General features: G+C 64.4%; 16 protein-coding genes. 8 read left to right on the forward strand and 8 right to left on the reverse strand.

The window, feature by feature from the left end:
- From EN884_RS09005 to EN884_RS09030, 6 genes are all read right to left on the reverse strand, one after another.
- Positions 1 to 975, reverse strand: a 975-nt coding sequence (locus EN884_RS09005) for a M3 family metallopeptidase (protein WP_245491917.1), incomplete at its 3' end; no start/stop codon positions are given.
- A 96-nt stretch (positions 976 to 1,071) separates the two neighbouring features.
- Positions 1,072 to 1,506, reverse strand: coding sequence for a hypothetical protein (locus tag EN884_RS09010; protein ID WP_024504711.1), 435 nt, complete (start codon positions 1,504 to 1,506; stop codon positions 1,072 to 1,074).
- Positions 1,503 to 2,147 carry a carbonic anhydrase gene (locus EN884_RS09015; RefSeq protein WP_027037320.1) on the reverse strand — a complete coding sequence of 215 codons (645 nt, stop codon included), beginning with the start codon at positions 2,145 to 2,147 and terminating at the stop codon, positions 1,503 to 1,505. The genes EN884_RS09010 and EN884_RS09015 overlap by 4 nt, the downstream gene beginning before the upstream one ends.
- A 148-nt stretch (positions 2,148 to 2,295) precedes the next feature.
- On the reverse strand, positions 2,296 to 3,066 hold the full coding sequence (locus EN884_RS09020; RefSeq protein ID WP_063169476.1) for a DUF429 domain-containing protein: 771 nt from the start codon (positions 3,064 to 3,066) through the stop codon (positions 2,296 to 2,298).
- Positions 3,063 to 3,947 carry a pyridoxal kinase PdxY gene (gene pdxY, locus EN884_RS09025; protein ID WP_063169475.1) on the reverse strand — a complete coding sequence of 295 codons (885 nt, stop codon included), beginning with the start codon at positions 3,945 to 3,947 and terminating at the stop codon, positions 3,063 to 3,065. Before pdxY ends, EN884_RS09020 begins: the two co-directional genes overlap by 4 nt.
- Positions 3,948 to 3,960: 13 nt before the next feature.
- Positions 3,961 to 4,212, reverse strand: a complete 252-nt coding sequence (locus EN884_RS09030) for a hypothetical protein (RefSeq protein WP_063169474.1) — start codon at positions 4,210 to 4,212, stop codon at positions 3,961 to 3,963.
- A gap of 164 nt (positions 4,213 to 4,376) precedes the next feature.
- On the opposite strand from EN884_RS09030, the gene EN884_RS09035 reads away from it, so the two are divergent.
- The 6 genes from EN884_RS09035 to ppa all read left to right on the forward strand — a co-directional run bounded on the left by EN884_RS09035 (position 4,377) and on the right by ppa (position 8,821).
- Entirely contained in the window at positions 4,377 to 5,015 is a 639-nt protein-coding gene (locus tag EN884_RS09035; protein ID WP_024504707.1) for a LemA family protein, read from the forward strand.
- 177 nt (positions 5,016 to 5,192) lie between these two features.
- Positions 5,193 to 6,044, forward strand: a complete 852-nt coding sequence (locus EN884_RS09045; RefSeq protein ID WP_063169473.1) for a YgcG family protein — start codon at positions 5,193 to 5,195, stop codon at positions 6,042 to 6,044.
- 4 nt (positions 6,045 to 6,048) lie between these two features.
- Positions 6,049 to 6,903, forward strand: a complete 855-nt coding sequence (locus EN884_RS09050; RefSeq protein ID WP_063169472.1) for a YgcG family protein — start codon at positions 6,049 to 6,051, stop codon at positions 6,901 to 6,903.
- Between the two features lie 8 nt (positions 6,904 to 6,911).
- Positions 6,912 to 7,550, forward strand: coding sequence for a TPM domain-containing protein (locus EN884_RS09055; protein ID WP_063169471.1), 639 nt, complete (start codon positions 6,912 to 6,914; stop codon positions 7,548 to 7,550).
- 118 nt (positions 7,551 to 7,668) lie between these two features.
- Positions 7,669 to 8,175 (forward strand): GNAT family N-acetyltransferase, encoded by a 507-nt coding sequence (locus tag EN884_RS09060; protein WP_013528996.1) that lies wholly within the window; start codon positions 7,669 to 7,671, stop codon positions 8,173 to 8,175.
- A 112-nt stretch (positions 8,176 to 8,287) separates the two neighbouring features.
- The gene (gene ppa / locus EN884_RS09065; protein ID WP_013528997.1) at positions 8,288 to 8,821 is read left to right on the forward strand and encodes an inorganic diphosphatase; all 534 of its coding nucleotides are present in this window, start codon (positions 8,288 to 8,290) and stop codon (positions 8,819 to 8,821) included.
- 9 nt (positions 8,822 to 8,830) lie between these two features.
- Here the strand turns inward: ppa and EN884_RS09070 are convergent, their stop codons facing one another.
- Positions 8,831 to 9,424, reverse strand: a complete 594-nt coding sequence (locus EN884_RS09070) for a hypothetical protein (protein ID WP_013528998.1) — start codon at positions 9,422 to 9,424, stop codon at positions 8,831 to 8,833.
- A gap of 45 nt (positions 9,425 to 9,469) precedes the next feature.
- On the reverse strand, positions 9,470 to 10,087 hold the full coding sequence (locus EN884_RS09075; RefSeq protein WP_013528999.1) for a TetR/AcrR family transcriptional regulator: 618 nt from the start codon (positions 10,085 to 10,087) through the stop codon (positions 9,470 to 9,472).
- A 74-nt stretch (positions 10,088 to 10,161) separates the two neighbouring features.
- Here EN884_RS09075 and EN884_RS09080 point away from each other — a divergent pair, with 74 nt between their 5' ends.
- Both EN884_RS09080 and EN884_RS09085 read left to right on the forward strand, forming a co-directional pair.
- A complete protein-coding gene (locus EN884_RS09080) occupies positions 10,162 to 11,445 on the forward strand; it encodes an MFS transporter (RefSeq protein WP_063169470.1) in 1,284 nt (427 codons plus the stop codon).
- 180 nt (positions 11,446 to 11,625) lie between these two features.
- Positions 11,626 to 12,196 (forward strand): PhoD-like phosphatase N-terminal domain-containing protein (locus EN884_RS09085; protein ID WP_206617570.1); only part of this gene is annotated, 571 nt, incomplete at its 3' end.

Raw genomic sequence — 12,196 nt, forward strand, 5'->3', positions numbered from 1 at the left:
CTTGAGAAGGCAGCAAGCGACCAGATCGAATTGCAGCGCCTTCTCCCACACCGGATCGAGCAGCGCGTGCACGGCCTTCGGCGTCTTGGCCATGGTGTCGTCGAGCTTCAGCGCGGCGAAAGAGGCGTAGCCGAGCAGCTTTGCCTTTTCGGCCCGCAGGCGCAGCATGTCGCGCACCACATTCGTGTTGTCGGTGGCGCCGCCATTCTGCCCGCGCATGGTGAAGGCGCGGAAGGCGATCTCGCGCAGATCGCGGCGTTCGGAGAAGGTCGAGAACGGCTCATAGATCGAGCGCGACAGAGTGACGGCATAGCGGCCCTTCTGGCCGCGTATCTCGGCCGCTTCGGCCATGGAACTTTTCACGAAGTCCGGCAGGCCGGCAAGGTCGGCTTCATCGAGGAACAGCGCCCAGTCGCGCTCGTCGGCCAGAACATTCTGGCCGAAAGCCGTGCCGAGCGAGGACAATTCCTCGCTGATGCTTGCCAGCCGCTTCTTGCCGTCGGCGTCGAGCTTGGCGCCGGAACGGACGAAGCCCTTCCAGGTCTTTTCCAGTACCCGCAGGGTCTCGGCGTCGAGCTTCAGGCTCTCGCGGCGCTGGTAGAGATCGTCGATGCGGGCAAACAGCCGCTCATTCATTGAAATCGCCGAGAAATGCCTGGACATTTTCGGCGAGATGTCGCGCTCCAGCGCCTGGATCGTCTCGTTGGTGTAGGCGCCGGCGCGGCACCAGAAGATCGACGAGACACGATCGAGCGCTTCGCCGCCGAGTTCCAGCGCGGCAAGCGTGTTCTCGACGGTCGGCGCATCCTTGTTGCCGGCGATCGCCTCGATCTCGGCCTCGTGCGCCTTCAGCGCCGCGTCGAAGACCGGGGAGAAGTCGCCGTCGCCAATGCGCGTGAAATCGGGCAGGCCGAGCGGCCCCTGCCACGCGGTCAGCGGATGGGCGGCGAGGTCGACGGCTTTCGTGGAAGGCATGGACAGTCTTTCGTTGGTGAAGCAGGCAGGTGGGTCGTACCCGATGTAGGGCGCGGCCGGCGGACCCGCAATATGCGGATTTGGCCGATATCGCCCTCAAAAGCCGTCGCAGTTTTCGGCGATCGCCGCTTGTGAACTGGCGGTGATGCGGTTGTCGGTGACCGCGAAAGTTTCCTGCATCAGCATGTCGTTGTTGGGGAAATCGTAGCAGGCGACCACCGTGGTGACGCCGCCTTCGCTTTTCTCGATCCGGTGCCGGATCGCAGCACCGGCAACGGCACCTTTCCATTCGTCGATCGAAGCGATGAATTCCTGCTTGCTCTGCACGATGCCGAGGTCGTCCAGCTTGATGCGGACATCGTCGGCGAGCAGGTCGGACAGTTCCGTGCGGTCGGCGACCAGCAGCGCCGAATACCAGCGGCTGATGAGGGCACGATCATCGGCGCGGGCGGCAATAATCGCCAGCAGCAGTGCGGCCGCCGCAAAAGCGACCGACCTGATGTTCACCAGCTTGCGCGCCGCCGCGTTCATCCCAGTTCCGGCCGTTCGAAATCGCCAGTCTCCTTGTTCATCGTCCAGAGTTCGCCGGTCGAGATATCGAACCAGGCCCCATGCAGCGACAGCCGTCCCTTGCCTTCGAGAATCGAGACGCAGGGAAAGGTTCTGAGGTTGGCGATGGAATAGCGGATCGAGATGCGCTCCAGCGCGGTCTGGCGCTCCGAGGCGGTCATGAAGGTGCTGGAGGAGACGGTTTCGGCCGCCGGCGCGATCAGGCTCATCCACTTGCCGATGAAGTCGCCCGGCGACAGCGGCGCGGAATTGCTGTCGAGCGCCGCCCGGATGCCGCCGCAGCGGCCATGGCCCATGACGACGATGTTCTTGACCTTGAGGCTCTGTACGGCGAATTCAAGCGCCGCCGAGGTCGAATGGAACTCGCCGTCGGGTGCATAGGGCGGCACCAGATTGCCGACATTGCGCAGAACGAAGAGTTCGCCCGGCCCAGCGTCGAAGATCGCCTCGGGCGCCGAACGCGAATCGCAGCAGGCGACGATCATCGTCTCCGGCGCCTGGCCTTCGCGAGCGAGATCGCGATAGCGCCCGCTCTCTGTGAGATAGCGGCCATTCATGAAATTGCGATAGCCGGCGAGAAGATGTTCAGGGAGATGGGACATGGGCGGCGTCTGGAGCCTTTCCGGGTTGGATGCGGCAGCTCGTTGCGGTCTAGAGAGGCTCTAGCGGCAAAAGCCGGTCGCGAGCAATGCAGAATTATGAGGGCTGGCTAGAAATGCCATGCATCGAGCGCAACGGTGGCCAACAGCGTCACGCCCAGATGGCGACGGGAATGCCAAAGCTGTCGCGGCCCGGCGGGTCGGGAAACGGCCGCGCCTCGCCGCCGACGATGCGACCGGCGATCAGCGTCATCGCGGCTGCGTCGAGGAAGTCATCAGCGGCGGCACCGCGGGGCGGCGGCTGGTCGAGAAAGCCCTTATCATAGCCGAGCCGGCAGAGCAGCGCCTTGCGTTCCGCCATGCCGGCCGGATTGATGCTGCCCTTGATCTTCTTCGGCAGTTGCATGGCTTGATCGCCGTTCAAGCGGCAGAAAGCGACTTCCGGATGGGATTCGAACACGCGGCCGCGCAAATCGGGCCGCGCGATCAGCAGGGCGTCGATCTCGCGGATCTTGGCAAAAATGCCGAACGCCTGGATCGAGACGCCGCGCGGCGGATCGGATGTGGTCAGGGCCACCGCGCTTGCCCTGACGTGCGCGGCATACCAGGCTTCGATGGTGGTGAAGCCGTTGGTGTCGGCATAGAGCGCGGCACGGGACGGGATCGAGAAGACACTGGACTGGCGTGCCCCGAGCAGCGGCCGCACCAGCGCTTCGGGGCCGCGACCGCCCTTGCCCGAAAAGCCGGGCAGGCCGATCGGCATGTCGACGGCGATGACAGCGTCTTCGGGAAGGGATGCGAGCAGGGCAGTGAAGGTTGCAAAGACACCGACCGACGGTGCCATGCCAAAAGTTCGTCGGACGGCGATCCAGCCGGCCTTGCAGCCATCGACGCCGACAAGTACGGCCTCAGTCGATGTCACGCCCGGCGGCCCCGCCCTGGATGTGTGAGGTGGCGAAGCTGGACCATCGCCATCGGATGCGACAGGCTCTGCGCATCGGTTTCGAGCTGCAGTTCGTCGCCGCCGCGCTTGGCGGTGCGTGCCAGGATCTCGTAGACCGCCGCCGTCGTCGATTGCAGCGCCTTGATCGGTGGCTGGCCGGACAGGATGCGTGCCAGGTAAACGGCCGCCGTCAGATCGCCCAGGCCATTCGGCGGCTTGTCGATCAGGCGATGTTCGGCGAGCAGCGCCTGGCTGTTATCGAGCAGGAGGTTGCCGGTGCCGCCCGTCATCATCGACGGCGCCGAGGTGACCAGCATGGTCGATGGTCCGGCGTGCAGCGCCGCCGCGATCACCGATTTCATGTCTGGCAACGCGGCGCCGGCCATCCATTCCAGTTCGTAGCGGTTAGGGGTGGCTATGTCGGCGATCGGCATCAGCCGGTCGCGCATGGCGATGGCGGTCGGTTCGGGCACATAGAGGCCGCCCGAATCACCCATCACCGGATCGCAGATATAGACGGCGCCGGGCGTCCTTGCCTTGACCGCGGCGACCAGCGAGGCGACGGCCTCGGCCTGGCCCGCCTCGCCGAGATAGCCGGACAGCACGGCGCCGACCTCACCCAGCCATGGCGCCCGCTCGAGATCGGCCATCAGAGCCTTGAACTCGTCGAGCGGCGGCACGATGCGCGTCGCGCGCCCATGGCCGGGATGCCAGGGCAAGATGACGGTCGGCACCGCCCAGACCGGGAAACCCAGGGTCTCCAGCGCAAAGACGGCAGCACGGTTGCCGACCGAGCCACGCGCGACATGGCTGGAAATGACGATGACCGCACGCGGCGCGTCGGTTTGTTCGGCGCTCATTGTCGTTTGATTCCTAACTGCCCCGGATGACGTAAAGCACGAGCCAGACCATCAGGCCCAGCGCCAGCAGCAGGCCCAGCGTGCGGCCAAAGCGGGTGCCCCAGACTTCGATCGGATCGGCACGATCGGCATCGGCCGCGATGACGTGATCGTGCATGCCTTTCGCTGCCCGCGCTACAAACGAGTTGCCGGCCGGATCCGTCTCGCGCGCAATGCGCTCGAGGATACGGCGCGATTCCTTGTCGCTGTCCTGGCGTTCCGCCATGATGATGTCCCGTTTTGCCGGACCTTATCGCGTTCGCACGGCCAATCACAGAGCCTTGCAGCGGCACCGGGCGTGCCAGGCGAGGGGCTGCCGGCGCGGGCGGTTTTCTTGCGCGCTGATTGTGGTAATGCTTCGCGTGCAACTTCTACCGAGGGACCCCCATCATGTTTGCCCAGCGCCTTGCCTTGCCGTCCACGTTCCGCACGCTGCCCGCCTTCCTGATGATGGCGATCGTGTTGCCGCTGCTTGCAGGCTGCGGCTATAACACCATCCCGACGGCGGAAGAAAATGCCAGGGCGGCATGGAGCGAGGTGCTGAACCAGTATCAGCGCCGCGCCGACCTCATCCCCAACCTGGTCGAGACGGTCAAGGGCTATGCCTCGCATGAAAAGGATACGCTCGACGCGGTGGTCGAGGCGCGCGCCAAGGCAACGCAGATCACGGTAACACCGGAAACGCTGAAGGATCCCGAAGCCCTCAAGAAGTTTCAGGATGCCCAGGCGGGGCTGACCAGCGCGCTGTCGCGGCTGATCGCGGTCTCGGAGGCCTATCCCGACCTCAAGGCCAATCAGAACTTCCTGGCGCTGCAGGCGCAGCTCGAAGGCACCGAGAACCGCATCGCGGTGTCGCGGCGCGATTACATCCAGGCGGTCAGGGACTACAATCTGACGCTGAGGACGTTCCCCTCGGTGCTGTGGGCGACCTTCTGGTTCCGCGGCAACGAGCCCTTCGCCAATTTCACCGTCGCCGAAGACAAGATGCAGCCGCCGAAGGTCGATTTCGGCACGAAGCAGGGCGGGTGAACGTCCACTGTCATCGGAATAAATCCCGCGAAATGACGGGCTGCTGGCGTGCAAACACCCCCCTCTGTCCTACCGGACATCTCCCCCTCAAGGGGGGAGATTGGCAGCTTCGGCGCTGACGCCCATCTTGCGACGTTGAAAATTGGTGAAAGTGGAGATGGCGGCCAATCTCCCCACTTGAGGGGGAGATGCCCGGCAGGGCAGAGGGGGGCGCTCCGGAACGCAAGCCTAGGGTTCCTTTTCGCTCTTCTAAGCCTCCTCTTCCTCCCCTTCACCGCCCTCGCGGCCGATCTCCCGGCGCTGACCGGCCGTGTCGTCGACAATGCCGGCATCATCGACGCCGCGACCAAGGCGGCGCTGACCCAAAAACTCGCCGATTTCGAGACAAAAGGCTCCGACCAGATCGTCGTCGCGACGATCCCCAGCCTCGATGGCGAGGAGATCGAGCCTTACGCCAACCGGCTGTTCCGCTTCTGGAAGCTCGGCCAGGCGAAGGAAAACAATGGCGTCCTGCTGCTGGTGGCCCCGAACGACCGCAAGATGCGCATCGAGGTCGGCTATGGGCTGGAAGGCACGCTGACCGACCTGCACACCAAGCTGATCATCGAGAATGACATGGTGCCGGCCTTCCGCGCCGGGGACTTCTCGGGCGGTATCAGCAAGGCCGTCGACGACATGGTCATGGTGCTGGAAGGCAATCCGGCGGAGCTGGAGGCGCGCGGCGAGCGCAACCAGCAAGCGCCTTTCGATTCCGACGACCTGTTCTTCGCCGTCTTCATCAGCATCTGGGCGATCATCTTCTTCGGCAGCATTGCGGCTTCCGTGCTGCCGCCGATCTTCGGCCAGAAGCTTGGCCCCGGCCGCTACCGCTGGCTTGGCATGACCTTCGAGCCAAGCCGGCGATCCTCCAGTGGCGGCTGGTCGTCGGGGAGTTCCGGCGGCGGCTGGTCTTCGGGGTCAAGCAGCGGTGGAGGCTTTTCCGGCGGCGGCGGTTCGTCCGGCGGCGGCGGCTCGTCGGGAAGCTGGTGATGGCATGATGGTATCCAGCATCAGCCTGTCGAAACGCGACCGCCTCGCCTCGGCCGTCCTGATTGCTGCGGTCGTGCTGTTCTCCTGCGTCATGGCCTACGCGGCCGACCTGCCGGCGCTGACCGGCCGTGTCGTCGACAATGCCGGCATCATCGACGCCGCGACCAGGGCGGCGCTGACCCAAAAACTCGCCGATTTCGAGACGAAAGGCTCCGACCAGATCGTCGTCGCGACGATTCCCAGCCTCGATGGCGAGGAGATCGAGCCTTACGCCAACCGGCTGTTCCGCTTCTGGAAACTTGGCCAGGCGGGCGAGAACAATGGCGTGCTGCTGCTGGTTGCCCCGAACGACCGCAAGATGCGCATCGAGGTCGGTTATGGGCTGGAAGGCACGCTGACCGACCTGCACACCAAGCTGATCATCGAAAATGACATGGTGCCGGCCTTCCGCGCCGGGGACTTCTCCGGCGGCATCAGCAAAGCCGTCGATGACATGGTCATGGTGCTGGAGGGCAATCCCGAAGAACTGGAAGCGCGGGGCAAGCGCAATCCCGCCGATGACGGCACGTCCATCGATCCGATCTTTGCCGTGTTCCTGATCCTGTGGGCGACGATGTTCTTCGGCGGGATGGCGATGGCGTTCCTGCCGCCGATGTTCGGCACGAAACTGTCGCCGGGCGTGTACAAATGGCTGGGCATGACGTTTCGTTATGGCCGCGGGCCGAGCGGGTACTCGGGCACTGGCTGGACAACCGGTTCGTCGTCGGGCAGCGGCTGGTCTTCGGGGTCAAGCGGCGGTGGCGGATTTTCCGGTGGCGGCGGCTCGTCGGGTGGTGGCGGTTCTTCAGGAAGCTGGTGAGACAGATCATGGCAACACGACCAATCAGCCCGCAGGATCATGAGCGCATCGCAACCGCGATCCACGCCGCCGAGGAGAAAACCGACGGCGAAATCTACTGTGTCGTGGCGCATGCCAGCGACGGCTATTTCTTCCCGGCCGCCTTCATGGCGACCGTGTGCATGCTGTTCGTCAGCCTGGCGGTCGGCTACGGTCTGGAGGCCTGGTGGCTGTCGATCCGGCTGCCGCATTTCGTCCTCGCCCAGCTCCTGGCGCTTGCCTGCGTGCTGGCCTTGTTGTGGGCGCTGCCTGGTATGCGCATCCACCTGGTGCCGAGGCGGCTGCGCTACCAGGCGGCGCACGCCAACGCGATCAAGCAGTTCCTCGCCCGCAACGTCCACCGCACCACGGCGCGCACCGGCGTGCTGGTCTTCGTCTCGATCGCCGAGCGCTATGCCGAGGTGGTTGCCGATTCGGGTATCGACGCCAAGGTCGGCCAGCATGTCTGGGACGGCGTCGTGCGCGACCTTACCGCGCATGCCGGCGACGACCGGCTTGCCGACGGCTTCGTCAAGGCGATCGAGTTGGTGGGTGCGGTGCTGGCCGAGCATTTCCCGGTCACTGCGGGCGACAGCAACGAGCTCGACGACCATCTCGTCGAGATTTGAGCCTTTCCACAGAAGTCTTGAAGGCCCCTCACCAGGGCGGTGATCGCCTGTGAGAAAGCAGCCGGCTGGCGGCCCGGACCCTTGCAATCGGGCGATGCGGGTTTATGGTTAACAAATCATGAATACGCTGACGATCGACATCCGGAAAGCCGACCCGCGCGATGCCAGTGCCATCGCCGAGGTGCATCTGGAGGCCTGGCGCGGCGCCTATTCCGGCATCATTCCGCACCGGACCCTGACATCGATGATCAACCGCCGTGGCGCCGACTGGTGGGCGAATGCGATTCGCCGCGCCGCCACCGTTCTGGTCGTCGAAATCGGCGGCAAGATCGCCGGCTATGCGACGATCGGCAAGAACCGCGCCCGTGAACTGCGCCAGCAGGGCGAAATCTACGAATTGTACCTGCGCCCGGAATATCAGGGCATCGGGCTCGGCAGCCGCCTGTTTTCGGCGGCCAAGGCGCGGCTGGCCGATCACGGGCTGAAAGGCATGGTCGTGTGGGCGCTGGAGGACAACCAGAACGCGCTTGCCTTCTATGCCGGCGCCGGTGGCCGCGATGTCGCCGAGGGCGTCGAGATCTTCGAGCAAAAGGCGCTGAAGAAGGTCGCTTTCGTCTGGGAATGACAACCCGGCCTTTCGGCAATTGGGCGTTCCATTCGCACCCAGCACCATTCGCCGCATTGCACCATGACGCGCCGCCCGCTATCGATCGTCCATCGAGAGAGGGATTTAAGCCATGCGCATTGAAGCCATAGCCAGCGGAAAGAATCCGCCTGAGGACGTCAACGTCATCATCGAGGTGCCGATCGGCGGCGAGCCGATCAAGTACGAGATGGACAAGGAGGCCGGCACGCTGTTCGTCGACCGCTTCCTGCACACCTCGATGCGCTACCCCGGCAATTACGGCTTCGTGCCGCACACGCTGTCGGGCGACGGCGATCCGATCGACGTGCTGGTCTGCAACACGCGCGCGCTGGTGCCGGGCTGCGTCATCAACGTGCGGCCGATCGGCGTGCTGATCATGGAAGACAATGCCGGCCAGGATGAGAAGATCATCGCCGTGCCGTCGCCAAAACTGACGCTGCGTTACGAGAACGTCACCGAATACACTCAGCTGCCCGACATTACGCGCCAGCAGGTGCAGCACTTCTTCGAGCACTACAAGGATCTCGAGCCCGGCAAATGGGTCAAGATCGAAGGCTGGCACGATTCCAAATACGCCAAGAAGATGATCGTCGACGCGATCGAGCGGGCCAAGGCGAGCAAGTAGCCCGACCGGTCAGTTGTCGACCCGGCCGAAGGCCGGCACTTTGCCGATGACGGTGTGTCTGTCCTTGCCGCAGGCGAAGGTGCGTGCCTTGTCGTCGGCAAGCTTGCGCGCCTGGTCGTTGGCGACGGGATTGCCGGTGGCCAGCACCAGGCCGACGGTGCAGCCGTCGCGGGCGTCCATCTGGCCGACCTTGGCGACGAGCAGCACCTCGGTCGGCTTTTTCTCGTCCTCGGGATTGCTGATCGAGCGGCGATGGATGACGGCATAGGGCACTGCCGTGTCGCCCTTGGTTTCGATGCGCCATTCGACTTTGGCTCCGGACGAATTGAGGCCGGAAAAGCTTTCCCAGACCGTCGTCATGTCGCCGCCGGGCGGAAAACCGTAGAACAGCGATTCACGGGCGTCGTCATAGGCGATCAGTACGGGATAGCCGCGATAGCCTGAACAGGCGAGTTCGGCCCAGTCGCCGTCGCCTTCTTCTGCCTGCGCGTAGGTCACGCAGTCCGTTTTCGAATCCAGATCGGTGTAGGCGCTGGAAATGCCGTCGGCTTGCGCCGCCTGACCGAGACCGACCAGGACAAGCGGGATCAGAATGGCACGCATGGCGGTCAATCTCCGTTGCAAGCCGCCGCAGCGTAGCGCCAAACGCTATTTCTTCAAGCTGGCTTCGATCAGCAGGTCGGCATTGCGGGCAACCGCTTGCGCCGGACCGCCGAGGCCGAACAACTGGCCGCTGATATAGGCGCCCTCGATCAGCAGCAGCAGGCCGTCGCCGAGCGTGTCTGGGTCTTGCGCGCCCATCGCAGCCGCCATGGCGCGCAGGCGGCGGCGCAGTTCCTGCTTGTTGGCCTCGCTGACCACGCGAGCCGGGTGGCTGTGGTCGGGATATTCGACCGCCGCATTGGTCATGCCGCAGCCGCGATAGTCCGCCACCTGCGTGCGCTTGCCGATGCGGGTCAGGAAAGCCTTGATCTGAGCGCGCGGGTCGCCGGGATGAGCGGCGACCGCCTCGTCGAAGCGCTCCCAGTATTCACGGTCATATTGCCTGAGATAGGAAGCGGCCAGTTCGTCCTTGGACGGAAAGCTGCGGTAGAGGCTGGGCTTGGTGACGCCGGCACGCTTGACGATCTCGTCGACGCCGATCGCCCTGATGCCGCGCCGGTAGAACAGGTCATAGGCCACATCGAGGATCTTCTTGGCGGCTTTCGGCGGAGCGGATGCATGACCGTCGCTGATGGTCAGTTCAATATTTTTGTCGGTTGGCATCGTGTGACTCGATTGACAATGTTACCGATCGGTACGTATACATGTTCCCACCCTGCAACGTACCGGTCAGTAACATGATAACTCAATCTCGCCCCTTTGGCCAGCGCTACGCTTTCGTCGTGGTCGGCGTCATCTTCCTCAGCCTGCTGGTCGCGGCTGGCCTGCGCTCCGCACCCTCGGTCATGATGCTGCCACTCGAGAACAGTTTCGGCTGGCGCCGCGACGTCATCTCCCTGGCCGCCGGTGTCGGCATTCTGCTTTACGGTTTGACGGGGCCATTTGCCGCAGCCCTGATGGAGCGCATCGGGCTGCGCCGCACGCTGCTCGCCTCGCTGGTGGTGATGTCGGGCTCGACCATGCTCAGCCTGCTGATGACCAAGCCGTGGCATCTGTTCATCACCTGGGGCGTGTTCTCGGGCATTGGTTCCGGTGCCGTCGCCAGCGTGCTCGGCGCGACCATCGTCAATCGCTGGTTCAAGACCAATCGCGGCCTTGTCATGGGATTGATGTCGGCCTCCAGTGCCTCGGGCATGCTGGTGTTCCTGCCGCTGATCGCCGCTCTGGCACAGTCGGGCGGCTGGCAGCCGGTTGTCATTGCGGTCGCGATCGCGACCGCTGCCCTGATACCGCTGGTCTGGCTGCTGGTGCCGGAGCGGCCGGCATCGATCGGCATGGTGCGCTATGGCGCCGAGGCTGACGATGTGCCGCCGACGCCGCCTGCGTCACAGGGCAACTTTCTGGCGCATACGTTCTCGACGCTGCGCCGTGCCGCCGGCACGCGGGTGTTCTGGTATCTGTTCGCCACCTTCTTCGTCTGCGGCTTCACCACCAACGGGCTGGTCGGCACGCATCTGATCGCGTTTTGCGGCGACATGGGCATCGGCGAGGTGCAGGCCGCCGGCCTGCTGTCGATGATGGGCATTTTCGATCTGATCGGCACGACATTGTCGGGCTGGCTCACCGACCGTTTCGACCCGCGCAAGCTGCTCGGCGTCTATTACGGCATCCGCGGCCTGTCGCTGATCTACCTGCCCTATTCCGGCTTCTCAGCGACCAGCCTGATCATCTTCGCCGTGCTCTACGGTCTCGACTGGATCGCCACCGTGCCGCCGACTCTGAGGCTCGCCAATGAGGCGTTCGGCGATCGCAGTGGGCCGATCGTGTTCGGCTGGATCGTCGCCGGCCACCAGATCGGTGCGGCGACCGCCGCCGCCTTCGGTGGCACCATGCGCGAGTTGCAGGGCAATTACGAACTGGCCTTCCTGATCGCCGGCATGACGGCAATAGCCGCTGCCTGTATCTCGCTGCTGATCAACACCAGCAAGCCGGCATTCGAGCCGGAGCCGCAGGCGGCGTAGGGAGAGACGCTACCGGCCAAGCTGCCATCTCCCCCACACGGAGGAAGATCGGCAGCTTCGCCGTCCGCGCAAACGCCCACCCGCCTGTTGATCGTCAGAAAAACTTCATGATCCCGAGATGTCCCTGAAACATTGACGCTGGATTTTGGTGGCACCGTTCAAGCCATCCAGGAGACAGCCGTGAACAAGCTTTCGATGACTCGCCGCGCTTTCGTCACCTCCGCCAGCGCCGTTGGCCTGGCCGGCGTCTCGAGCCTGGTGCTGCCCTACTATTCGCGCGCCAGTCAGCGGCCGGCCTTCACCCATGGCGTCCAGTCCGGCGATGTCGACGCAACCAGCGGCATGGTGTGGACGCGCACCGATCGCCCGTCGCGCGTCATGTTCGAAGTGTCGTCGACGGAGAACTTCGCCACTGCGACACGCCTGGCGCCGCTCGATACGTCGCCGGCCAGCGACTACACCGTCAAGCGGCTGCTCACCGACCTCGCTTCGGACCAGGATATCTTCTATCGCATGACGGCAGCCGATCTCGCCGACATCAACGCCGTTTCCGAGCCGATCATCGGGCGCTTCAGGACGGCGCCGGCCTCGAAGCGCGACATCCGCTTTGCCTGGTCGGGCGACACCGCCGGCCAGGGCTGGGGCATCGATGAGACCGGCATGAAGACCTACGCCACGATCGGCAAGCACACGCCCGACTTCTTCCTGCATTCGGGCGACACCATCTATGCCGACGGCGCCATGAAGGACG

Origin of the sequence: Mesorhizobium sp. M7A.F.Ca.AU.001.01.1.1 (assembly GCF_004022735.1) — a bacterium.
Taxonomy (GTDB): domain Bacteria; phylum Pseudomonadota; class Alphaproteobacteria; order Rhizobiales; family Rhizobiaceae; genus Mesorhizobium; species Mesorhizobium ciceri.